Below are 23,655 nucleotides of genomic sequence, written 5' to 3' on the forward strand. Positions count from 1 at the left end.
GGACAGCGTTTTCTCATGTGGCGGAGCCACCTGTGAAAACGATCCCGCAGCGAGGGAGCAGCTGAGGTTCCGCCACCCGCCCCGATGCCAAGAAGACCAGAAAAACTCACCAGAGTTCGAAGATGCCTCGGTGGGCGAGCCACTGGTTGATGTCCCGGTGCCTGCTGATCTCCTCGAAGGTCCGGTGCACGGTGCGCAGCGCGTAGTCGGCTTCGCTGAGCCGGATCATGCCGGCGGAGATGGCGGTGGCGAACTCCTCGGCCTGCACGATGCGCGCGGAGCCGTGGTCCGGGACCTGCAGGCCGAGCAGCAGATCGGTCACCGTCCACGATCGGGTGTCGCGTTCGACGTGAACGACGGTGAGCATGCTCGGTTCCCGCCGGGAGTGCCTGCGCCGGGACCGGCGGCGGGTGAGCCGCAGGCCGAGGTCCGGCATCAGCCAGGTGACCTCGCCTTCGTGCGCGGGATCCTCGGGCGTCGCGTATTCGAGGGAGAGCCCCCAGTGCTCCACCTGGCATCGATCCAAGGGCACGACGGCGCCCGAAGAATGCGAACGCTGCGCAGCGAACAGATCGATGGTGTCCACCAGCTGAGGAGTGATTACGGCGCCCACGACTTCAGACAGTAGCGTCGTTTTCGAGGCCCGCGATCGTCAGCACCGTTCTTTAACATAACTTTCCCGTCCTCGTCGGATATCGATTCGGCCCGTGCGCGGGCCATCACCGATTCGGCGGTACGAGCGACGGCCGGGCCACGGGATCGTGGGTGGATTGCCCGGACCAGGACAGCTCGATGCCGAGTTCCCGCATCCAGTCGTCCAGCCGGTTCCCGTGCCTGGCGAGCCCTTCCAACGCGGTGCAGGCGGCGCGCATGGCTCGTTCCGCGGTCCGCTCGTCGAGCAGTTCCGACCGCACGGCCAGCAGGAACTCGTCGACGTCGATCAACTGCGCTTCGCGGCCGTCGGCGACGAGCAGGTCGAGGTAGTGGTCCTCGGAGCGCCACCACCGCGGTCCGGGTTCGATGCGGGCGACGTCCACGTAGTAGTCCCAGCCGTCCGCGCGGCCCGGGTGGTGTTCCCAGCGGGTGATGCGGAGGTCGTGCTCGGGCAGCAACCAGGATTGCAGCGCCCGCAGTCTCGGGTGGGCGGGCATTCCGCGGCGGAGGTAGAGGCCGAACGGTTCGAGCCGGTATTCGTCCACGTCCCGGACGATGCTCTTGGGATCGGTGTTGGTCCCCGCTTCGACGTCGAACAGTTCGACCTTCGGCGGGTGCACGGGCAGTCCGAGGCGCTCTGCGATCTCGCGTTGCGTGGTCACCCCGCCACTGTAGGTCGGGTCCGGGGTGCGGCGGCAGGGTTGAAATCCGGGGCGGGAGGTGGTGCGCGCCTCGGCCGGCGGCACGGTGTCGGTGGGGGCTCGTACCCTCGGGGACGTGGCTTTCGCGACTGAGTACCCGACCCCGGCCGACACCACCTTCCGGCCGGTCAGCGACATCCCGCGCACCGGTGGCCGCTTCCGCATGGTCAGTGACTACGACCCGTCCGGCGACCAGCCTGCGGCGATCGACGACCTGGAACGGCGGATCAAGGCCAGTGAGGCGAACGTGGTGCTGCTGGGCGCGACGGGTACCGGCAAGTCGGCGACCACGGCGTGGCTCATCGAGCGGTTGCAGCGGCCCACGCTGGTGCTGGAGCCGAACAAGACGCTCGCGGCGCAGATGGCGAACGAGATGCGGGAGTTCTTCCCGGACAACGCCGTCGAGTACTTCGTCAGCTACTACGACTACTACCAGCCGGAGGCGTACGTCCCGCAGACCGACACCTACATCGAGAAGGACTCGTCGATCAACGAGGACGTGGAGCGGCTGCGGCACTCGGCGACCTCGAACCTGCTGAGCAGGCGGGACTGCGTGGTCGTGTCCTCGGTGTCGTGCATCTACGGCCTGGGCACGCCGCAGTCGTACCTGGACCGGTCGATCCCGCTGGAGGTCGGCGGTGAGATCGACCGGGACATGCTGCTGCGGGCGCTGGTGGACGTGCAGTACACCCGCAACGACATCGCGTTCGCGCGCGGCACGTTCCGGGTGCGCGGCGACACGGTCGAGGTGATCCCGGCGTACGAGGAGCTGGCGGTGCGCGTCGAGCTGTTCGGCGACGAGATCGAACGGCTCTACTACCTGCACCCGCTGACCGGCGAGATCGTCCGCGAGGTCGACGAGGTGCGGATCTTCCCGGCGACCCACTACGTGGCGGGGCCGGAGCGGATGGAGAAGGCGATCCGCGGCATCGAGGGCGAGCTGGAGGAGCAGCTGGCGAAGCTGGAGAAGCAGAACAAGCTGCTCGAAGCCCAGCGGCTGCGGATGCGCACCCAGTACGACATCGAGATGATGCGCCAGGTCGGCTTCTGCTCCGGCATCGAGAACTACTCGCGGCACATCGACGGCCGCGAGGCGGGCACGGCGCCCGCGACGCTGCTGGACTACTTCCCGGACGACTTCCTGCTGGTCATCGACGAGTCGCACCAGACGGTGCCGCAGGTCGGCGGCATGTACGAGGGCGACATGTCCCGCAAGCGCACCTTGGTCGAGCACGGCTTCCGGCTGCCCAGCGCGATGGACAACCGGCCTTTGACCTGGGAGGAGTTCGCCGACCGCATCGGGCAGACGGTGTACCTGTCGGCGACGCCCGGCCCGTACGAGATGGGGCGGGCCGGCGGCGAGTTCGTCGAGCAGGTGATCCGCCCGACCGGACTGGTCGACCCGGAGGTGGTGGTGAAGCCGACCGAGGGCCAGATCGACGACCTGGTCGGCGAGATCCGGGACCGCGCCGAGTGCGACGAACGGGTGCTGGTCACGACGCTGACGAAGAAGATGGCCGAGGACCTCACCGACTACTTCCTGGAGCTCGGCGTGCGGGTGCGCTACCTGCACTCGGAGGTGGACACGCTGCGGCGGGTGGAGCTGCTGCGGCAGTTGCGGCTCGGCGAGTTCGACGTGCTGGTCGGCATCAACCTACTGCGGGAGGGCCTGGACCTGCCGGAGGTGTCGCTGGTGGCGATCCTGGACGCCGACAAGGAGGGCTTCCTGCGCTCCGGGACGAGCCTGGTGCAGACGATCGGGCGCGCGGCGCGCAACGTCTCCGGCCAGGTGCACATGTACGCGGACAAGATCACCGATTCGATGCAGCACGCCATCGACGAGACGAACCGGCGCCGCGCCAAGCAGATCGCCTACAACACCGAGCGCGGCATCGATCCGCAGCCGCTGCGCAAGAAGATCGCCGACATCCTGGACCGCGTCTACACCGAGTCGGAGGACACCGAGGAGTCGGTGGCGGTCGGCGGTTCCGGCCGCAACTCCTCGCGCGGCAAGAAGCCCAGCGGTGAGGCGGTGGCCTCGTCCGGGGTGCTGGAGGGCCGCGACACGAGCTCGATGCCGCGGGCGGAGCTGGCGGACCTGGTGCAGCAGCTCAACGACCAGATGATGAACGCGGCGCGGGAGCTGCAGTTCGAGCTGGCCGCGCGGCTGCGGGACGAGATCCACGACCTGAAGAAGGAGCTGCGCGGCATGGACGCGGCCGGGATCAAGTAGGACCCGCCGCCCGCGCCGGAGCGGGCGGGGTCAGGGCCAGCGGCGATCCGTCGCCGAGCCCTTGGCCGTCGGTGGTGTCCGGCGGCGCGCGTTCGCAGCGGGCTCGTCGTGGAACAGGACGGCTCCGACCGGGGATCGGCGCGGGCGCTCGGCATCGTGACGTGTCGTTCGAGGGGGAAGTGGCGCTCCGCGGCGGCGCGGAACGCCGGTTTCGACGGGGCTGTCATATCGACTGGTTCGCCGGCCAGGGACACCGGGGATGAGAGCGTCGCTGCGCTCGCTTTCGGCGCTTTCGTCCGGCGGGTCGTTCTCGTCGTTCGTGTTCGTGGAATATGACCGTCGTGAATGTGCGCGCATTCGACGGCGGCAATTTCCGATCTTGATGACGTTGTAGATCTTTCCCCTTCGGGGTGGTCGAATTGTGCGCGCGGGCGGGTTCGCGCTGCTCCGCGGGTGGTCCGGGTGGCTGCGCATTGGCCCGATCGGGTTTCACCGCCCGGCGGTATCGTCTTTCCGGTAAAAGAGCGTTGACCGCTCGGTCCGGATCTTTGTAATCTCCTTTTCTCGCTCTTCCGGGTGCGGTGGGGAATTGACCGGGGGAGTCGTGCAGCGCGGATCGGGGGATCTCATGGTGCGGCACGCGAGCAGATCGTTGTGCGGACGCGAGCGGGAACTGCGGTTGGTCCGGGAATTCCTGGTGCGCCCGGAACGCGGCGGCATCCCGGTGAGCCGGCCGGTTCCCGTCCTCGTCTTCTGCGGTACCAGCGGTACCGGGAAGACGGCGCTGCTCGACGAGCTCGCGGCCCGGATGGACGGCAACGTGCCGTGCGCCCGGCTGGACTGCGCGCGGATCGACGGTTCACCGGTGCCGCGGGTGCTGGCGGACCTCGCCGCTCAGCTGAGCAGGCCCTGCAAGGGCTACGGGATGCTGGAGTTCCCCCGGTTCATCGCGGGGCACCTCGCGCTCGGGCCGCGCCTGGACCCCACCAGCCGGCCCGCGGCGCGCAGGCAGGTCGAGGAGTCGCTGGCCACCTACCCGAAGATCAGCGATCCGCCGGGATTCCTGGCCTCGCTCGCCGGCGGGACGGCCGCCGCGGTGGGCGGGAACCTGCCGGACCTGGTGCTGAGCGGCATCAACGCGCTGCGGCGCGCCCGGTGGCAGTGGGGCGACGAACGGGCCTGGTACGGGCACCAGGACCGGGGCTTGGACCGCGATCCGGTGGACGTGCTGGTCGACCTCAACCGCAAGGCCCGCGCGGACGTGCCGGACGTCGCGCAGGAAGTGGGCGAAGTGCTGTGGGCCGCGTTCCTGGCGGACCTGCGGAACGGGTTCCGCAGCGGGTGGACGGCCGATCGCCGCACGCTGAACTGCGCCGTGCTGCTCGACGATGCGGACGCCGTACCGGAACTGCTGCGGGGACTGGAAGCCGCGCGCCGGCGGCGCGGGACGGCCGCGGCCGAGGACCCGGATCCGCTGACCGCGGTGGCCACCGCGCACGTCGACCCGCTCGCGCGCGGCGGGCCGGTACCGATCGACGGCGCGGGCTACGCCGACCACCTCGCGCGCTCGGCGCAGCACCGCAGGCACGGTTCGTACCCGGTGCTGCTCGGCGACCTCAGCGCGGACGCGGTCGCCGACATGGCGGCGCCGCTGAGCCCGGTGCTGGACAACTCCCGGCGCGCGGTCGCGATGCTGCACGGCTTCGCGCACGGGCACGCGCGCACCACCCGGATGTTGCTGGACGCCATCGCGGAGCAGGGCGCGGACCCGGCCGACCTGCACGGGTTGCTCGTGGGGCCGCTGCCTGCCGGGGCCGGTGCGGACCGGGTGGAGTCCCTCGCGCTGAAGGCGTTCCTGCACGGCGTTCCGCTGACCGGCCTGGAAGATCTGATCACCTGCTCCGCGGCGCGGAACTTCGCGGAGGGGCAGCTGCTGGCCGAGTACCGGCCGATGCTGGCCTCGGCGGACCCGCGGCCGGTGGTGCTCGAAGCGGCGTGGTGGCCGTGCTCCGTCGACGCGGACCAGGTGATGGTCCCGGTGCTGCGCAGGCTGCTGCTGCGCAGGCTCGCCGCCCGCGGCCCGGGCGAGCGCGCCGATTGGGAGTCGGTGCACCGCTGGCTGCGCAGCCGCTGCGAGCAGGATCAGGACCTGGCCGGGGAGTTGCACTTCGCCTTGGCCCTCGGCGAGGTCGAGCAGGTGACGCGGCGGCTCGCGGACCAGCTGGACCAGATGGACGCCGTGGCTTGGCTGGCTCTCCTGGGATCGGTGTGCTCGGCGCCCAGCCGGAGCACGAGCGCGCAAGCCCCCGGCGAGCGCGTCCGCGACCTGACCAGGTGGGTCATGCCGCGCGACCTGCCGGTGGCCCCGCTGGCCCGGCTCGTCGCCGCGAAGTGGGTGGCGGCCGACCCGCTCGGCGGCGCCCGCAAGCACGAGCTGAACAGCGAGATCGCAGTCGACTTCGACGACGTCGCGCCGTACGCGCGCGACGGCCTCCCGGTGCTGCGGGCCGAGGCGGACAGGTACCGGTGAACACCGGGGTGCAGGAGGAAGCTGTGAACGCGGTGCTGGATACGAGCTTCACCCGGCCGCCGTCGCACCGGGAGTCCACCCGGCGGCGGTGGTGGCGCCGGCTGGCCGCGCTCCTGGCGGCCGCGTTGGTGTGCGGCGTGGTGGTGGCGGTCTACCAGAACGGGTGGCGAGCGGTGTCGTACGCGCACTGCGGCTCGGGCGACTGGGTGGGCCCGGCCGAGCTGCGCGCGGCCGGCGTCCCCGAGGACGAGGCGGGCGCCGCGGAGTGCATGGGCGTGTCGGCGTCGTCGAACTTCGGCGTCGACGCGCTGAGCCCGGTGATGACCAGGATCGACCGGCAGAACCGGGAGGCCGCGGCCGACCCGAACCGCGCCACGGTGACGGTGGGGGTCCTGACGCCGGTGCCGAAGCGCGCCTTCGGGGCCGCGTCCGAAGACCAGGTGCGCGACCTGCTCGAAGGCGCGGCCCAAGCGCAGCAGGACGTCAACGACGACCCCAAGGGCCCTGCCCTGCAGGTCGTGGTCGCCAACGAGGGATCCGGCGAGCAGGGGTGGGCGCCGGTCGTCGATCAGCTGAAGCGGCACACCGCGGCGGAGTCCCCGCTGGTCGCGGTCACCGGGCTCGGGGTGAGCACCAAGGAGACCCTGCTGGGGGCGCACGCGCTCGCGGACGCCGAGATCCCGATGGTGGGCGCGGTGCTCACCGCCAACGGGTTGAACGCGCGCGGGGTGGTGGAGGGGTTCGACGCCGGGGAGGACGTGCCGAGCGGTCGGATCGACGGGTTCTTCCTCGTCAGCCCGAACAACCGGCGGGAGGCGGAAGCGCTGGCGGAGCAGCTCGCGGACGAGCGGGGGACGTCGTCCTACCAGCTGGTCAAGGATCTCAACCGGGACGACTTCTACACGGTCGGCCTGGCGAACGCCCTGCAGGACGCGTTCGGGAACGGGGTGGACCGGTTCCCGATCACGTTCGCCGGGGACGCCGGCGAGGGCGAGATCGCGTTCTCGCTGGAGGATGCGGCGAAGCGCGCGTGCTCGAACGAGGGTGACGCGGTGCTGTACGGGGGTCGGTCTTCGCAACTGCTGCCGTTCCTGAAGCAGCTGGCGGCGGACTGCCCGCGCCACACCACGGTGATCACCGGCTCGGACGCCGCGAGTCTGGACCCGGCGGACGTGCCCGCCGACGTCCGGGTGGTCTACGCGGCGCTGGCGGACCCGGATGCGCTCGGGTCACCTGGGTTCAACCCGCAGGCCGCGAAGCGGTTCGGCGAGTTCCGGGAGAGGTTCGCCGACCCGGCACGTCTCGCCAACGGCTGGGCGATCATGGAGTACGACGCGATGAAGGTCGCGGCCGCGGGCATCGCGGAGGCCGTCCAGGGCGATCAGCAGGCGGTCCCGACGCCGAACTCGGTGCGCGGGCGGATCGGCGGTCACATCAGTCCGAACTACCAGATCGACGGCGCGGGTGATTCCTTCTACTTCGACGAGGACACCGGTGAGCCGCGCGGTCGGGCGATCCAGATCGTGGAGATCGAGGACCAGGAGCGGACACCCGTGCGCAACTACCCGGGCTGACCCGAGTCGCACGCGAACGCCCGGGGCTGCAGCCCCGGGCGCCGCGCCGCACCACCTCACGCGAAGGCGCTGAGCCCGGTGATGGACTTGCCGACGATGAGGGTGTTCATCTCCCGGCTGCCCTCGAAGGAGTAGACCGCTTCGGCGTCGGCGAAGAACTTCGCGACCTCGTAGTCGAGGACGATGCCGTTGCCGCCGAACAGCTCCCGCGCCCAGGCGACGACCTCGCGCATCCGGGTGGTGGTGAACGCCTTGGCCAGCGCGGCCTGCTCGGCGCCCGCCTCACCCTGCTCGGTGAGCTGGTTGAGCCGGACCACCATGCCGAACATGGCGGTGATGTTGCCGAGCATCTTCACCAGCAGGTCCTGGATCATCTGGAACCCGCCGATGGGCTTGCCGAACTGCTCGCGGCTCACCGCGTACTCGCGGGCGAGCTCGTAGGCGCGCATCGCCAGCCCCAGCGCCTGCCAGGCGACGCCGCCGCGGGTGCGGGCGAGGACCTTCGCGGTGTCCCGGAAGCTGTTGATGTTCTGCAGCCGGTCGGCCTCCGGCACCCGCGCGTCCTCGAAGACGAGGTCGGCGTTCTGCACGGTGCGCAGCGCGATCTTGCCTTCGATCTTGGTGGCGGTGACGCCGGGGGTGTCCTTGCCGACGACGAATCCCTTCACCTGGCCGTCGGCCTCGTCGCGGGCCCACACCACGATGAGGTCGGCGAAGGTGCCGTTGCCGATCCAGCGCTTGGCGCCGTTGAGCACCCACTCGTCGCCTTCGCGCCGCGCGGTGGTGCGCATGCCGCCCGCGACGTCGGATCCGCCCTCGGGTTCGGTGAGCGCGAACGCGCCGATCTTGCGCATGGCGACCATGTCCGGCATCCAGCGGTCCCGCTGCTCCTGGTCGCCGCCGCCCTGGATGCTGCCCATCGCGAGTCCGGTGTGGACACCGGAGAACACGGCCAGCGACGGGTCGATGCGGTTGAGCTCGATGCTGAGGAAACCGGGGAACAGGGAGCTGCGCTCCTTGCCGTCGCCGTGCTCGGGGTACTGGTAGCCGGCGAGGCCGAGCTTGGCGAACTTCTCGATGGCCTCGAACGGGAATTCCGCCTTGTCCCAGGCCGGGTTGGCCAGCGGGGCGATCTCGCGCTGCAGGTAGTCGCGGATCTCGGCGAGTTCGGCGCGCTCGGAGTCGCTGAGCAGCTCGGCGTAGCCGAAGAAGTCCGGGTCGGTGCTGATCTTCTTGGGCATCGTGGCCCTCTCTCTGCGAGTGGCGGGGCGGCGTGCGCCCCGGCCGGTCAGTGCTGGTCGGCGCCGTCCGCTTCCGCGTCCAGCGCGGCGTTGATGGCGTTGTGCTTGCGGTCGCGGGTTTCGGAGCGCTCCAGGTAGGCGTGCGGACCGGACCCGTAGGCGGATTCGATCTGGCCGACGAGCTCCTCGACGGCGGCGGGCGTCAGCTCGGGGCGTCCCAGCCCCTTCCACTGCTCGGCCATCCGCAGCCCGAGGTGGCCCATCATGTGCCGGATCCCGCCGGGACCGCCGCCGAGGTGGAAGCTCTCGAACGGGCCGATCGTGGCGTAGCGGCCGCCGAGCGACGCCTTCATCACGGTGTCCAGTTCGGACGCCGAGACGACGCCGTCCAGCACCAGGCTGATGGCCTCCTGCATGATCGCGCCCTGCAACCGGTTCGCGGCGAAGCCGGGGACCTCCTTGTGCAACCGCACCGGGGTCTTGCCGAGTTCGCGGTAGAACTCGACCGTCGCCCGCACCACGTCCTCGCCGGTGCGCTCGCCCGGCACCACCTCGACCAGCGGCACCACGTGCGGCGGGTTGAACGGGTGCGCGATGAGCACCCGCGCCGCCACCTCGGCGGGCAGCTGCTCGGCGATGTCGGTGGCCACGATGCCGGAGCTCGACGAGGCCAGCACCGCGCGGGAGGGGGCGTGCTCGGCGATCTCGGCGAACAGCTCCTGCTTGAAGTCCAGCCGCTCCGGGCCGTTCTCCTGCACCAGGTCGACGCCGCGCACCGCCTCCGGCATCGAGGACGTCACCTCGATGCGGCCGAGCAGGTCGGCGGCCGAGGCGCCCGGGATGCCCGCGGCGATCGACGGGACGGCCTCGCTGAGCACCTGCGCCAGGTCGTCGCGCGGGTCGGTCAGCCGCACCTGCATGCCGCGGGCGGCGAACAGCGCGGCCCAGGACAGGCCGATGGTGCCCGCGCCGACCACCGCGACCGACTTCCACCGGAGGTCGTTGCTCGTCATGGGATTTCGCTCCTTCACTCGGCGAGGTAATCGTGGACCGGGGTCGCGGCGCCGAGCGTCAGGTCGGTGACGACGTGGCTGGCGGAGACGACCTCGCGCACCGGCAGGTCCGCCAGCGGCGCCAGCACGTGCTCGAACAGCTGGAGCCGGGCCGGGCCGGTGTGGGCTTCCTTGACGGTGATGTCGGTGATCTGCGAGCGGATCAGCTCGCACACCCGGGGTTCCCGCCCGTAGCCGGGGACGATCTTGAGCATGAACGAGGGCACCGTGATCTCGGCCTTCGCCCGCTCCAGGTCCATCGGGTGGTGCTTGTAGCCCATGGTCGCGGTGGCGACCCGCTGCGTGCCGTAGTCCAGGGTGCCCACCAGCGCCCCCTGGTCGGGGAACAACGCGGGCGAACCCAGCACCTTCGGGTAGGCGCTGGCCTCGCGACCGGCGGCGGTGGCGGCGAAGTTGTCCAGGTACATGGCGTGCAGGTACTCGCCGCGCTCGGCGCCGAGGCGCACCGGGATCGCCTGGCCGCACTCCACGTACGGGCCGAACGAGGTGACCTCGCCCATCTTCATGATCTCGAACCGCACCAGCGGCTCATCGATCTCCAGCGGCTCCGGCACCACGGCACGCAGCGCCTCCGGGTCGGTCCGGTACACGACGTTGAGGTATTCGCGGTCGGTGAACCGGGGGACCGCCGCGGCGTAGGCGGGCGCGGTGAGCGGCGTGGTGGGGCTCTGCAGGATCTGCTCGCGGTTCAACGACCGGTCTCCTTCGTGCACGGGTGGTGGAGGTGGAATTCCCCGGTGGGTGCTGCGGCAAAGCTCACCGCTGGTCGAGCTCGCGCAGCACCTCGTCGGTGTGCTGGCCGGGCAGCGGCGCGTGGCTGCGGATCGAGGCGGGGGTGGCCGAGAAGTTCACCGGCACCCCGATGGCCCGGTAGGCGCCTTCGCTGGGGTGCTCGGCCAGGTCGAGCAGGTGGCCGCCGCGGACGTAGTCGTCGGCTGCCGCGTCGTCGAGCTTGAGCACCGGCCCGACCGGGATGCTGTGCTTGGTGCACACGTCGATCCACTCGGCGGTGGTCAGGTTCGGGGTGACCGACTCGATCATCTCGGCGAGCGCTTCGCCGTCGTTGATGGCGTCCAGGATCTCGCCGTTGACCCGCGGGTCCTCCGCGAGGTCGGAGCGCCCGGCCGCGTGGAACAGGTCGCGGCAGTTCTGCGGGCTGTAGGGGATGATCATCGCGTGGCCGTCCTTGGTGGGACGGGCCCGGTGCCCCTTGTTCATCGAGGGGGCGAACCCGGTGGGGCCCATCGGCGGCTCGAACGCGGCGCCCTGCAGGTGCTCGACCAGGTTGAACGCGAGCAGCGTGTCGGCCATCGGCACCTCGACCAGCTGACCCTCGCCGGTGGCGCGCTGGTGGTGCAGCGCGGCGAGCGCGGTGTAGACGATGGTCAGCGCCGCGACCTTGTCGGCGAAGATGCTGGGCAGCACGACGGGGGCGCCGATGTCCCCGGACCGCGCGGCGAGGTCCAGCAGCCCGGAGGCGGCCTGCACGGTCTCGTCGTAGGCGGCGAGGTCGGCGCGGTCGGAGTCGGGGCGGAAGCCCTGCGCATGCGCGTAGATGAGGTGCGGGAACTCCTCGGCGAGGCTCTGGTGGTCCATGCCGAGCCTGCGCAGCGCGCCGATCCGCATGTTGGTGATGAGGATGTCCGCGCCGCCGATGAGCTCCAGCGCCGTGGCGTGGTCGGCTTCGTCCTTCAGGTTCAGCGCCACGCTGCGCTTGTTGCGGTTGACGTTGAGGTTCAGCGGCGTCATGCCCGGGGTGCGGTGCAGGGTGCCGTTGCGGACGGTGTCCTTCGGCGACTCGATCTTGATGACGTCGGCGCCGAGGTCGCCGAGGATCTGGGCCGCGTACGGGCCCATCACCACGGTGGCCATGTCGATGACCCGGACACCTGCCAGCGGGCCGGTCCGGCCCGAGGTGGCGGGTGCGTCGGCGGGGGCTGTCATGGCTGCGGACTTCCTCTCGCGCGGTTTCATTAGCTTCACTAACGACGCTACGAGCGGGTTCCGGGAGGGGCAATCGATCGGTGCGCCCGATCGGAGAACAACGGCGTGACCGCGGCGGTCATGCCATTGCGGGGCGCTGACCAGCGGTTTCGCCGGAGCGGTCCGCCCGTGCGGCCCCGCCGGACGCTCCGCTGTCGGTGCCGCCGTCCACAATGATCGGCACACCGCTCGAACCGAGGAGGCGCAGTGCTGACCACGCCGGGATTCCCCGCCGGAACGCTGGACGACGAGGGCTGTCCGGTCTGGACGACCTCGCTGTACGGGCCCGACCACCTGATGTTCTACCTGGTGCGGGACCTCGAACCCGCCGCCGCGCTGGAAGTGCTCGGCGCCGACCCGGCACGTGCCGTGCCCTGTGCGCTTCCCGCCGAAGCCCCGGCCGAACTCGACACCCGCTCGCTGCCCGCCACCGTGCTCGACTCCGAAGCGGAGACCGTGCTGCTGGCCGGGCGGGTGCGCGGCTGGACCTTCGTCATGGACGACGCGAACACCACCGACGACCTCGGCGACGACCCCGCCGCGGCGCTCTCCGCCGCGACCCCCGGACCGGCGGTGTCGCTGCACATCGACATCAACGCCCTCAACCGGCTCTGCTACGCCGAGGACGGGGAGCCGGTGTTCGAGACCGACTTCGACAACGTGGAGAGCGACGTGGCCGAACTGCCCGCGGACGCGCCCGCGGTCGTGCGCGCCGCGATCGACGCCGCCGGGAACCTCGACGAGCTCATCGAGGACGACGAGGACGACGACGAGGACTACTCGGACCGCCGCGACCACGCCTTCCTCGACCGCCTGGCCTGTGCCTTGGCCGGAGCGAACTGGACCTACGACGAACTGCGCGCAGCGGACTTGATCGCCGTGGAACTGGACTGACCGTTGCGTGGGGGTGGTGTGGCGGAACCTCAGCCGCTTCCTCGCTGCGGGATCGTTTTCACCGGTGGCTCCGCCACAGGAGAAAACGCTGTCCTCGCGAGGAAGTGGCTGAGAACCCGCGGGTGGTCCTGTTGCTCGGGTGGTCGTCAGCTCAGCGGCTTCGCCGCTGACAGGAAAACGATGCGGGGCCGTTGCGCCGGGGTGGCTCCCCGGTCACGAGAGGACTTCGAGGGCTCCTGCGACCAGGTCGGCGAGTTCGCCGCCCGGTTCGGCGCGGTCCGCGCGCCAGATCAGCCCGGTCGCCAGCACCGGGTCGATGTCCGCGAACGGCAGCACCACCACCCGGTCGTGCTCCCACGGGCGGCCCATCTGGTTCTGCGGGTCGAGCATCGAGATCGCGAACGCGCCGCCGTTCGCCACGAACTCGCCGGTGCCCGAGTAATCCCTGGTGCTCAGCGTGGTGCGGCGGTGGATGCCCGCGGCCGCCAGCTGCACCTCCAGCTGGTCGAAGTACGTCGGGGACAGGCCCGAACCGGGCCGGGCGTAGACGTGGCCGGTCAGCTCGGCGAGCGACACCGACTCGCGGCCCGCGAACTCGGCGGCGGGCAGCACCGCGCCCAGCGGCTCCCGCATCACCTCCCGCACCTCCACGCCCTCCGCGTGCGCGGGCAGGTGCACCAGTGCCAGCTCCAGCTCGCGGCGCCGCACCTGGTCCACCAGGTCCAGGCTGCCGCCCGGCCAGCGCCGCACCTCGCAGCCCGCCGTGCGGTCGAACTCGCGCAGCCGGTCCCGCAACCGCGGGTGCAGGCCCGGCGGCACGCCCACGTGCACGATGCGCTGCTGCGTCCCCAATTCCTGGCGCAGCCGTCCCGGGATGTCGTCGAACCGGGTCAGCACCTCGGTGGCCAGCGGCAGCAGCGCGCTGCCCGCGGGGGTGAGGTGCACGCTGTGCGAATCGCGGTCGAACAGCCGCACGCCCAGCTCGCGCTCCAGGTCCCGGACCCGCCTGCTCAGCGGCGACACCGCCATGTGCAGCTGGCGCGCCGCCTTCGAGAAGCTCAGGTTCTCGGCGACGGCCGCGAAGTAGCGCAGGTGGAACACCTCCATGCGTCGCAGCCTATTACCCCGTTCGGCCACGCCCCGCGCCGCCCGATCAGCTGGTGATGTCCTTGCGCCGGAAGCTCCAGTGCGCCAGCAGCACGAACACCGCCGCGTACACCAGCGACGAGCACGCCCCGTTGGCCATGCTCGTCCAATCGACCTCCTCGGCCAGCAGGTCCCCCCACGCGTACGCGTAGTGCGTCGGCAGGAACGAACGCAGCCCGCCCAGCGCCGAGATCTGGTCCAGGATCTGCGACAGGATCGAGGCCAGCACCGCGCCGCCCACCGCGCCCAACGGCGCATCGGTGCTCACGCTCAACCACAGCGCCAGCCCGGCGACCCAGCTCAGCTGCACGGCCAGGTACAGCACCGCCAGCGCCACGGTCAGCAGGCCCACCGGGAACGGCAGCACGCTCCCGCTCGGCGTCACCAGCTCCCCGGTGCCGTACCAGAACACGCCCGCCGCCAGCGCCACCGCGGGCAGCAGCGCGATCCCCAGCAGCGACAGCAGCGCCGCCACCACCGCCTTCTGCCGCAGCAGCCGCCCGCGCGGCACCGGAGCGGCCAGCAGGTAGCGCAGGCTCGACCAGGAGGCCTCGCTGGCCACCGTGTCGCCGAAGAACAACGCCACCACCACGACCAGCAGGAACCCCGCCGAGGAGGACATCGCGAACGCGGTGAAGTTCAACCCGCTGGAAGTGGCCATCCCCGCCAGGTCCGCGGTCCGCGGCACCGAGCCGTCGTCGCCGATCACGAACGCGGCGAGCAGCAGCAGCGGCAGCAGCACCAGGAAACCCAGCGCCAGCCGCGTCCGCCGCCGGCCCGCCTGCCGGGCCAGCTCCACCCGCACCGGCAGCGTCCGGCGCACCTGGTAGCCCTGCACGCTGCCGTCCGGCTGGGTGGGGTCCTGCGCGCTGACCGGCAGCGCGGCCGCCGTCTCCCCGCTCGACGCCGTCTCCCCGCTCGACGCGGGCGCCTCGGTCACCGCGGCCGGGATGCTCTCGACGACACCGGAACGCGGGTGCTTCCGGGCGGTTCGGCGGGTGCCGCCACCTGTCGTGCTCGGTCCGGTGCTCCGGGTCGGGTCAGGTCCGGCCGGGCTCCCGGCGGTGCCCGGGCCGGTGCCCCTTCCCGCCGTGCCCGAGCCGGCCGTGCCCGAGCCGGTCGTGCCCCCGGCCGGGGTCGACCCGGCCGCGCTCGCCGCCGTGCCCGGACCGGTGGCGTCCCGCGCGATCGGGTCCGGCCCGGTGGGCCTCGGTTCGTCCGGTTCCCAGGTGGGGCTGGTCCAGTCCCGTTCCGGGAGGGGAGCGGCCGCGCCGTCGTCCGGCTCGGTACCGGGTTCGGCGGATCCGCCGCGGCCGATCTCCGGGAAGTCCAGGTCGTCGCGCTCCACCGGGCCGGACCGCTCGTCCGGCTCCGGGTCGTCCGGCAGCAGCGCGTCCGAACCCCACAGCTGCCCGCGCGGCTCCGCGGAGTCCCCGCCGAGCAGGCCGCCGGACTCCAGGGCGCGGGCGATCGCCGCCCGGTGCCGCTCGGACTCCGACGACAGCGGCTCGGTCTCCCGGCCGCCGCGCGCCGCGTCGGCCGCCCACGGCTCCTCCGCCGAGGAGTCCGGGGCCGCGGGCCCGGTACCGCCCGTGGACCGCTCCGCCATCAGCGCTGCTCCTCTCCGACCAGGTTCAGGAATGCGTCCTCCAGCCTGCGCCGCGGACCCACCTGGTCCACCGACACCCCCGAGACCACCAGCGCGTTCACCGCGGTGGACCGGTCGTGCCCGCGCAGGTCGGCGTGCACCAGGTCGCCGTCCACCTCCACCGCGCCGAGCCCTTCCAGCGCTCGCAGCGCCGCCGCGGCCCGCGCGGGGTCGTCGACGCGGAAGGTCGCCTGCCCGTCCACGGACACGATCTCGGCCACGCTGCCCGAGGTGATCACCTCGCCGCGGTGCATCACGATCACGTGCGTGCAGGTCTGCTCCACCTCGGACAGCAGGTGGCTGGACAGCAGCACGCAGCGACCGGTCGCCGCGTAGCGGCGCAGGATCTCGCGCATCTGGTGGATCTGCGGCGGGTCCAGCCGGTTCGTCGGCTCGTCCAGCACCAGCAGGTCGGGCAGCCCCAGCATGGCCTGCGCGATCGCCAGCCGCTGCTGGGTGCCCTGGCTGAACGTGGCGGTGCGCCGGTGCGCGTGCTCGCCGAGGCCCGCGATGTGCACCACCTCGTCGAACCGCGCCTGCAGCATCGGCCTGCCGGTCGCCGCCCAGTAGTGCTTCAGGCTCTCCAGCCCGGTCAGGTGCGGCGGGAACCCGGGCGATTCGACCAGCGCACCGATCCGGGACAGCACGGGGGCGCCCGGCTCGACCCGGTGCCCGAAGACGCGGACCTCCCCGGACGTCGGGTGCAGCAGTCCCAGCAGCAGGCGCAGCGTCGTCGTCTTGCCCGCGCCGTTCGGGCCGAGCAACCCGACGATCTGCCCGCGTTCCACCCGCATCGACGCACCGCGCAGCGCGGTGACCTTGCGCGGGAAGGTCTTGGTGAGCTCGGTGATCTCCAGCGGCGGCCCGGTCACCTCGGCCTCCGTCGCCGGCGCGTAGCCGCGGCGCAGCCGGGTGATCAACCAGCCGAGGCCGCCCAGCAGGGCGATCCCGGCGATCCCGGCGACCGGGGCGGCGGGGAACGCGCCGTCGCTGGTGCTGGTGCCCTTCACCGAGGGCACCGACAGCGCGCGCGGCCCCGCCAGGTCCACCCGGTGCACCGCGGTCGCCGTCGGCACCGCGTAGGCCTGGTCGGTGGTGCTCACGGCGAGCTCCAGCCGGTGCCCGGTCTCGACCGAGTGCACCACCCCGGGCAGCGCCACGTTCACCTCCACCGGCGTGCCGTCCGGGCGCAGGCCGGTCACGTGCATCGGGGCGACCGCGTCGCCCAGCAGCTCGCGGCGGCCCTCGCGGTCCACGTCGTAGAGCTTCGCGAACAGCACCGCGTCCCGGGTGGTGGGCTGGCCGGGTTCGGCGGCGACCGACAGCCGGGTCTGCGGCACCCCGGAGATCAGCATCCGGGAGGACATCGGCTCGGTGCCGAACACCGCGACCTGCCGCGGCAGGTCGTAGGGCTCGACCCGGCGGCCCTGCTTCCCGGGCAACGAGCTCAGCGCGCCCGGAGCACCGCCGGGCGGGTTGAGCACCGAGGTGGCCCGCCCGTGCAGGTCCAGCGAGAACCGCGGGGTGCGGTCCGCGCGCACCCCCGGGTAATCCGGGGCGGACGCGGTGCGCACCGGCACCTCGCCGTCCGCGCGGGAGTTGCCCGCGATGTCGAACCGGAACCGGTCACCGGGGTCGGCCGCCTCGCCGACGCCCAGGTGGAAGGCGAACCAGTCGGCGATCCGGGCCTCCACGCGCGGCCCGGGCGGGGCGCCGTCGTGCCCTCCGGCGAACCACAGCACGCTCACGTCACCGCCGGCGGCGGCGATCTGGCGGGCGTTCGCATCGGCCTGGTCCAGGCCGAACAGGGTGTCCTGGGTGCCTTGGGCGAGCAGCGTCGGGATGCGGATGTCGCGGGTCACCGAGCTCGGCGAGACCGAGGCGAGCAGTTGCCGGGTGGCCGCGGAGGCGCGGCCGGTGCGGGCCAGCTCGCCGTACGCCGCGCACACGTCCGGGGCGAAGTTCCCGCAGGCCACCGAGGACCCGTCGGCGGGCGCCGGCCCACCGGGGGAGAACAGCTGCCCCGCCCAGGCGCGCCGGAACACGCCCTGCGGCCCGGCGGTGCCGTGCGCCGGGGTGTCCGCGGACGGGGGCGCGCCGCCCGCCGCGTTCGGCAGCAGCGCCTGGCCGAGGTCGTTGTAGGTCATCACCGGTGCGATGGCGTCCACCCGGGGGTCGCTGCCCGCCACCAGCAGGCTCAGCGCGCCGCCGTAGGAGACGCCGGTGAATCCGACCCGCGGGTCGCTCTCGCCGTCGCGCTGCACCTCCGGCTGCCGGGCCAGCCAGTCCACGATCTGGTGGGCGTCGGAGACCTCGTACTCCGGCGCGTTGAGCCGGATCCGCCCGCTGCTGCCGCCGAATCCCCGCGCCGAGTAGGTCAGCACCGCGAACCCGCGCCGCACCAGCTCCCGCGCCTGCGCGTCCGCGTCGGTCTTGTCGCCGCCGAGGCCGTGGGCGATCACCACCGCCGGGGCCGGGGTCGCTGCGGGTGCGTAGAGGGTCGAATCGATCTGGATGCGCTCCTGGCCGCCCGGGCCGTCCTGCACGTCGATCAGCGCCTGGCGCGGCTCCGGAGCGGCGGGAGTGGGGGGCTCGCCGGACCAGAGCGCCGCCAGCCCTGCGATCAGCAGCACGACGATCACGATGAGCAGCAGGAACGGCCTGCTGCGGCGGGGGAGCGGGGGCACGGGCCCGACAGTAGGGGAAAGAGGCGGCAACGGTTTCATCCTGAGGCGGGCCAGGGCGAAGACGCTATGAAGCAGCAACCGAACAGAAATCCGGCCGTCCGCCGCGGCGTCACCCTCGCGATCGTCGTGTCGTTCGGTGCGCTGCCGCATCCCCGAGTGCGGGCGCGGCGATCATAACCGCGCCGTGGGCCACGGCCATCGCCCGTTCGTTCGAGTCGAGCTGCTGCAGCCGATGGCCTTGCTCACACGCCGACACCGGTACCCCGGTTCGGGTGATGCTGTGACCAGGGCATTGCTGTCCTAGGTAGCTCGCCGTAGCCTTCCGGCTGCATTCGGGGCGATCAACCCGGGCTGGTGTTCGAAGCAGTGCATAAGTGACAATCTTGGCAACGTTGTGGAGGGGAGTATTCCTTCGCGGCGGCATCGTCATCACGGCCCCACCGGTTGCCCCGAAAGCTCCCGTTGGGACCCGGTGCCGTCGACCGGCTCGTTTTCGCCGGTGGAAGAGACCTCCGGTCCCGGCGCACGCCCTGAACCGGAGGTAATCGATGGGTGCCGAGCTGACCGTGGTGGCGCAGCAGGCTCAAGAAGCGGCCGATTCCATGCACGTGCCCTGGTGGATCTGGGCGGCCACGCTGGGCGGTCTCGCCCTGCTGCTGCTGATCGACCTGGTGATCGTCGACCGCAAGCCGCACGAGGTGACCACCGGCGAGGCGGCTCGGTGGGTGACCTTCTACATCGCCTGCGCGATCGTCTTCGGCATCGGCGTGTGGATCTTCGGCGACCAGCACTTCGCGATCGAGTACTTCACCGGTTACATCACCGAGTACTCGCTCAGCGTCGACAACCTGTTCATCTTCATGGTGATCATGTCGAGCTTCGCGGTGCCGACGATCCACCAGCACCGGGTGCTGCTGATCGGCATCCTGCTGGCGCTGGTGATGCGCGGCGCGTTCATCGCCGTCGGCGCCGCGCTGATCGAGCGCTTCGTGTGGGTGTTCTTCGTCTTCGGCGCGTTCCTGATCTGGACCGCGATCGGCATGATCCGGAACAAGGACGAGGACGAGGAGTACAAGGAGAACATCGTCGTCCGCTGGGTCCGGAAGGTCTTCCCGGTCACCGACGACTACCACGAGACCAAGTCCGTGGTGAAGATCGACGGCAAGCGTTTCCTCACCCCGATGTTCGTGGTGATCGTCGCCATCGGCAGCGCCGACCTGCTGTTCGCGGTCGACTCCATCCCGGCGATCTTCGGCATCACCCAGGACCCGTTCCTGGTGTTCACCGCGAACGCGTTCGCGCTGATGGGCCTGCGGCAGCTGTACTTCCTGCTGGGCGGGCTGGTCGACAAGCTGGTCTACCTCAACATCGGGCTGTCGATCATCCTCGGCTTCATCGGCATCAAGCTGGTGGTGCACGCGCTGCACGAGTACCACGCGGTGCCCGAGTGGCTGGACATCAACAACTGGATGTCGCTGGGCGTCATCATCGGCGTGCTGGTGATCACCACGGTGGCCAGCCTGGCGAAGGCCCGCAAGGACGAGGCGGCCGCGCAGCCGGCGGAGCCGGAGGCCAAGCCCTGATCCCGCCTCGGCGGCCGCGCCGCCGACGAGATCGAGACCGCGAACCGCGCGGCATCCGACGACCGGGATGCCCCCCGGTTCCGTGTCCGGGCCGGTTCGCCGATCAGTCCGCGGGCATCGCGTAGCCCTGCTGGCGCCACGCCTCGTACACCGCCACGGCCGCCGAGTTCGCCAGGTTCATCGACCGGATCCCCGGCAGCATCGGGATCCGCACCCGGTCGGTGATCCGGTCCGAACCGGACACCTCCGCGGGCAGGCCCGTCGACTCCGGGCCGAACAGCAGCACGTCGCCCGGCCGGTAGCGGACCTCCTCCAGCGAGGTCGTCGCGCCCGTGGTGAACGCGAACACCCGCTGCGGATCCAGCTCCGCCAGCAGCGACTCCCAGTCGTCGTGCACCCGCAGCACCGCCCGCTCCCGGTAGTCCAGGCCCGCCCGGCGCAGCCGCGCGTCCGCCACGTCGAACCCCAGCGGCCGCACCAGGTGCAACGCGCAGCCGGAACCGGCGGCCATCCTGATCGCGTTGCCCGTGTTGCCGGGGATCTCGGGGTGGTAGAAGACGACGTCGAACACGCGGGGTCCTTTCACGTTCGCTGCCCGCCGCATCGTAGTGACCCCCTCGGCGCCGCCCGGATCGCCGACCAGGTGCGCGGGCCCGTCGCCGCGCTCTGGTAGAGAAGTGCGCATGGCGGGGCGCGGGACCAACACGACGACGAAGGCCGAGCGCACGGCCGCCCCCACGCTGCCGGTGGCGAGCGTGCTGGTGGAGGTGTCGCTGCCCGCGCACCTGGACCGCACCTTCGACTACCTGGTCCCGGACCGGCTGCACGAGGCCGCCGCCGTCGGCTGCCGGGTGCGGGTGCGGTTCCGGGGCAAGCTCGTCGACGGGTACCTGCTGGAGCGCAAGGAGTCCTCGGACTTCACCGGCACGCTGCAGTGGGTGGACCGGGTGATCTCCTCCGAGGTGGTGCTGCCGCCGCGGCTGCTGGAGCTGTGCCGCGCCGTCGCCGCCCGCTACGGCGGGATGCTCGCCGACGTGGTGCGGCTCGCGGTGCCGCCCCGGCACGCGCGCGCCGAGAAGCAGGTCGCCGAACCCGCGCCCGTCCCGGAACGGCCGGACACCGCGGCGTGGCAGCGCTACCAGCGCGGACCGGCGCTGCTGGACGCCGTGCACGCGGGCAAACCGGCCCGCGCGGTGTGGCAGGCGCTGCCCGGCGAGCAGTGGACCGACCGGCTCGCCGAAGCCGCCGCCACCGCCGCGTCGGCCGGGCGGGGCGTGCTCGTGGTGGTGCCGGACCACCGCGACGTCACCCGGCTGCACGCCGCCTGCGCTCGCGCGGTCGGCGAGGACGGGGTCGTCGCGCTCACCTCGGAACTCGGGCCGGGGGAGCGGTACAAGCGGTGGCTGAAGGTGCTGCGCGGCGCGGTGCGCGTGGTCGTCGGCACCCGGGCGGCCATGTTCGCCCCGGTGCACGACCTCGGGCTGGCCGTGGTGTGGGACGACGGGGACGCGATGCACAGCTACCCGCAGATGCCGTACCCGCACGCGCGGGACGTGCTCACCCACCGGGCGCACGCCGCGGGGGCCGCGGTGCTCGTCGCCGGGTTCGCCCGCACCGCGGAGGCCGCGCTGCTGGTGGAGACCGGCTGGGCGCAGCAGGTCGTCGGCACCCGCGACCAGGTACGGGCCGCCGCGCCGCGGGTGGTGGCGATCGGCGCCGACGACACCCAGCTGGCCCGCGATCCGGCGGCCCGCGCGGCCCGGCTGCCGTCGGTGGCGTTCGACGCGGCTCGCGCTGCGCTGCGCGAGGGCGCGCCGGTGCTGGTGCAGGTCCCGCGCCGCGGCTACGTGCCCGCGCTGGCCTGCGGCGACTGCCGGGAGCAGGCGCGCTGCCGCCGCTGCGCCGGTCCGCTGGGGCTGCCCGGCGGGACCGAGGACGGGGCGCCGAAACCGGCCGCGTGCCGCTGGTGCGGGGCGGCCGAGGCCGCGTTCCGCTGCGGGTCCTGCGGTTCGCGGCGGCTGCGGGCGATCGCCATCGGCGCGGGTCGCACCGCCGAGGAGCTCGGGCGGGCGTTCAGCGGCGTGGCGGTCCGCACCTCCGGCGGTGGGGAGATCCTTTCCAGCGTGCCCGCGGGACCGGCGTTGATCGTGTGCACGCCCGGTGCGGAACCCGTCGCCGAGGGCGGCTACGGCGCGGCGCTGCTGCTGGACGGGCGCACCCTGCTGTCCCGCCCGGAGCTGCGCGCCACCGAGGAGGCGCTGCGCCTGTGGTTCGCGGCGGCGGCGATGGTGCGCCCCGCGCGGGACGGCGGCCGGGTGGTGGTGATGGCCGATTCCACGCTGCAACCGGTGCAGGCGCTGGTGCGGTGGGACCCGGCCTGGCACGCGTCGATCGAACTGGCCGGGCGCGCCGAGCTCGGCTTCCCGCCTGCGATGCGGGTCGCCGCGGTGGACGGCTCGCCGGAGGCGGTGAACGACCTGCTGGACCACCTGGAACTGCCCGGCACCGGTGAGGTCCTGGGGCCGGTGCCGCTGGGCGAGGTCGACGAGGACGGCGGCTCCGAGCAGGAGCGCGCACTGGTGCGGGTCACCCGTCCGGCGGGGCGCGAGCTCGCCGCCGCGCTGCACGCGGCGCAGGCGGTCCGCGCCTCCCACAGACCGGCCGAGCGGGTCAAGGTCCGGGTCGACCCGCTCGAACTCCTCTGACCACCCGACCCGCCCGAGGTGAGTGGCCCGCGCGCCCGGTTCCGCCGGGCGGACGGGCCACTCATCCGGATCAGTAGCGGTAGAGGTCGGGCAGGCCGGGGGCCGGGTCCGCGGACGCGGAGTTCGGCGCCGAGATCCGGTCCGGGTCGCCGTCGGAGGTGTAGCGCGACTCGGGGTCGCCCGCCAGCTCGTCCAGCCACTGGGTGGACCCGTACTCGGCCTCCTCGCCGGTGGCGGCCTGCGAGCGGATCCGCGGGATGTTCTGCCCGTCGAACTCCGCGTCGAACGGGGAGCGCGCCGGGTTGGAACCGACCAGGAACACCGCGTCGTGGTGGTAGGTCACGCCGTCGGCGCTCCCGTCCGCGGCGAGCGCCTCGTCGTCCGGGTGCACGCCCAGCGGCAGCGCCAGCGCGCGCACCGGCACGTCCGGCAGCGCTTCGCCGATCTTCCGCTGCATGGCGGCGATCTGGTGCTGCGCCTCCGCGGAGCCGACCTGGCCGAGGTTGGGGTGCTCCAGGGTGTGGTTGCCGACCTCGAAGCCGTGCTCGTGCAGCCACGGCAGCGTGGTCTTCCCGCCCGGGTCCTCGAACGGCGGGTCGAACACGAAGAAGGTGGCGGTGGGCCGGAACTCCGGGTGCTCGGCGGCGGTGTCGAGCAGGATGCGCACGGCGGTGTCCGGCGCGGGCCGCCCGGCGCCGTCCAAGGCGAACTGGCCGGTGGAGCCGTCGTCGAAGGTGAGCACCACCGGGTGCCTGCCCGCGGGGATGTCGATGCGGCCGCTCGCGTACTCGCCGGCGGTGATCGGCGTGTAGTCCTCCGCGGCGAGCCGTTCCAGCTCGGCGCGGAAGTCCTGCGGGGTTCGGTCGTAGACGCTGCTCGGTTCGGTGGTGATCCGGTGGTACATCAGCACCGGGACCTTGCCGAGTTCGTTGGCGCGCACCGATTCCGGCGCCGGAGGCGGTGGCGGCGCGGGAGGGGGAGCGGCGACGTCAGGGGTGTCGGG

The 23,655-nt window shown here is 72.2% G+C and carries 17 protein-coding genes; 6 read left to right on the forward strand and 11 right to left on the reverse strand.

Features of this window, described 5'->3' with window-relative positions; all coding sequences use genetic code 11:
* Nucleotides 1-106 precede the first annotated feature (106 nt).
* The gene (locus LCD31_RS22145; RefSeq protein ID WP_224960845.1) at nucleotides 107-613 is read right to left on the reverse strand and encodes a hypothetical protein; all 507 of its coding nucleotides are present in this window, start codon (nucleotides 611-613) and stop codon (nucleotides 107-109) included.
* Between the two features lie 106 nt (nucleotides 614-719).
* Nucleotides 720-1,316 (reverse strand): DUF402 domain-containing protein, encoded by a 597-nt coding sequence (locus tag LCD31_RS22150; RefSeq protein ID WP_224960848.1) that lies wholly within the window; start codon nucleotides 1,314-1,316, stop codon nucleotides 720-722.
* A 115-nt stretch (nucleotides 1,317-1,431) separates the two neighbouring features.
* On the opposite strand from LCD31_RS22150, the gene uvrB reads away from it, so the two are divergent.
* From uvrB to LCD31_RS22165, 3 genes are all read left to right on the forward strand, one after another.
* The gene (uvrB, locus tag LCD31_RS22155) at nucleotides 1,432-3,588 is read left to right on the forward strand and encodes an excinuclease ABC subunit UvrB (RefSeq protein WP_224960850.1); all 2,157 of its coding nucleotides are present in this window, start codon (nucleotides 1,432-1,434) and stop codon (nucleotides 3,586-3,588) included.
* 628 nt (nucleotides 3,589-4,216) lie between these two features.
* Complete coding sequence (locus LCD31_RS22160) at nucleotides 4,217-6,118, forward strand: hypothetical protein (RefSeq protein WP_224960853.1); 1,902 nt, start codon at nucleotides 4,217-4,219, stop codon at nucleotides 6,116-6,118.
* 23 nt (nucleotides 6,119-6,141) lie between these two features.
* Nucleotides 6,142-7,692 (forward strand): hypothetical protein, encoded by a 1,551-nt coding sequence (locus LCD31_RS22165; RefSeq protein ID WP_224960855.1) that lies wholly within the window; start codon nucleotides 6,142-6,144, stop codon nucleotides 7,690-7,692.
* A 56-nt stretch (nucleotides 7,693-7,748) separates the two neighbouring features.
* Here LCD31_RS22165 and LCD31_RS22170 read toward each other — a convergent pair whose 3' ends face one another.
* From LCD31_RS22170 to LCD31_RS22185, 4 genes are all read right to left on the reverse strand, one after another.
* A complete protein-coding gene (locus LCD31_RS22170) occupies nucleotides 7,749-8,933 on the reverse strand; it encodes an acyl-CoA dehydrogenase family protein (protein ID WP_224960858.1) in 1,185 nt (394 codons plus the stop codon).
* Between the two features lie 47 nt (nucleotides 8,934-8,980).
* Nucleotides 8,981-9,946: a 3-hydroxyacyl-CoA dehydrogenase family protein gene (locus tag LCD31_RS22175; RefSeq protein WP_224960861.1), complete on the reverse strand. Its 966-nt coding sequence runs from the start codon at nucleotides 9,944-9,946 to the stop codon at nucleotides 8,981-8,983.
* A gap of 14 nt (nucleotides 9,947-9,960) precedes the next feature.
* The gene (locus LCD31_RS22180; protein ID WP_224960863.1) at nucleotides 9,961-10,698 is read right to left on the reverse strand and encodes an acetoacetate decarboxylase; all 738 of its coding nucleotides are present in this window, start codon (nucleotides 10,696-10,698) and stop codon (nucleotides 9,961-9,963) included.
* Between the two features lie 64 nt (nucleotides 10,699-10,762).
* On the reverse strand, nucleotides 10,763-11,950 hold the full coding sequence (locus LCD31_RS22185) for a CaiB/BaiF CoA-transferase family protein (RefSeq protein WP_224960865.1): 1,188 nt from the start codon (nucleotides 11,948-11,950) through the stop codon (nucleotides 10,763-10,765).
* A gap of 246 nt (nucleotides 11,951-12,196) precedes the next feature.
* Here LCD31_RS22185 and LCD31_RS22190 point away from each other — a divergent pair, with 246 nt between their 5' ends.
* Nucleotides 12,197-12,883, forward strand: a complete 687-nt coding sequence (locus LCD31_RS22190) for a DUF6461 domain-containing protein (protein WP_224960869.1) — start codon at nucleotides 12,197-12,199, stop codon at nucleotides 12,881-12,883.
* A gap of 213 nt (nucleotides 12,884-13,096) precedes the next feature.
* On the opposite strand, the gene LCD31_RS22195 is transcribed toward LCD31_RS22190, so the two are convergent.
* The 3 genes from LCD31_RS22195 to LCD31_RS22205 all read right to left on the reverse strand — a co-directional run bounded on the left by LCD31_RS22195 (nucleotide 13,097) and on the right by LCD31_RS22205 (nucleotide 18,403).
* Nucleotides 13,097-13,990: a LysR family transcriptional regulator gene (locus LCD31_RS22195; protein ID WP_224960871.1), complete on the reverse strand. Its 894-nt coding sequence runs from the start codon at nucleotides 13,988-13,990 to the stop codon at nucleotides 13,097-13,099.
* Between the two features lie 46 nt (nucleotides 13,991-14,036).
* Nucleotides 14,037-14,981, reverse strand: coding sequence for an ABC transporter permease (locus LCD31_RS22200; protein ID WP_374108139.1), 945 nt, complete (start codon nucleotides 14,979-14,981; stop codon nucleotides 14,037-14,039).
* Between the two features lie 656 nt (nucleotides 14,982-15,637).
* Nucleotides 15,638-18,403, reverse strand: coding sequence for an alpha/beta fold hydrolase (locus LCD31_RS22205; protein WP_374108138.1), 2,766 nt, complete (start codon nucleotides 18,401-18,403; stop codon nucleotides 15,638-15,640).
* A 563-nt stretch (nucleotides 18,404-18,966) separates the two neighbouring features.
* On the opposite strand from LCD31_RS22205, the gene LCD31_RS22210 reads away from it, so the two are divergent.
* Nucleotides 18,967-19,947, forward strand: coding sequence for a TerC family protein (locus tag LCD31_RS22210; RefSeq protein ID WP_224960882.1), 981 nt, complete (start codon nucleotides 18,967-18,969; stop codon nucleotides 19,945-19,947).
* Nucleotides 19,948-20,050: 103 nt separating this feature from the next.
* Here the strand turns inward: LCD31_RS22210 and LCD31_RS22215 are convergent, their stop codons facing one another.
* The gene (locus LCD31_RS22215) at nucleotides 20,051-20,518 is read right to left on the reverse strand and encodes a tRNA (cytidine(34)-2'-O)-methyltransferase (RefSeq protein ID WP_224960876.1); all 468 of its coding nucleotides are present in this window, start codon (nucleotides 20,516-20,518) and stop codon (nucleotides 20,051-20,053) included.
* A gap of 112 nt (nucleotides 20,519-20,630) precedes the next feature.
* On the opposite strand from LCD31_RS22215, the gene LCD31_RS22220 reads away from it, so the two are divergent.
* A complete protein-coding gene (locus LCD31_RS22220; protein WP_224960878.1) occupies nucleotides 20,631-22,652 on the forward strand; it encodes a primosomal protein N' in 2,022 nt (673 codons plus the stop codon).
* Nucleotides 22,653-22,722: 70 nt separating this feature from the next.
* On the opposite strand, the gene LCD31_RS22225 is transcribed toward LCD31_RS22220, so the two are convergent.
* Nucleotides 22,723-23,655 (reverse strand): polysaccharide deacetylase family protein (locus LCD31_RS22225; RefSeq protein ID WP_224960879.1); only part of this gene is annotated, 933 nt, incomplete at its 5' end.

The sequence above is a fragment of the Saccharopolyspora sp. 6M genome (assembly GCF_020176775.1).
Lineage (GTDB): Bacteria > Actinomycetota > Actinomycetes > Mycobacteriales > Pseudonocardiaceae > Saccharopolyspora_C > Saccharopolyspora_C gregorii.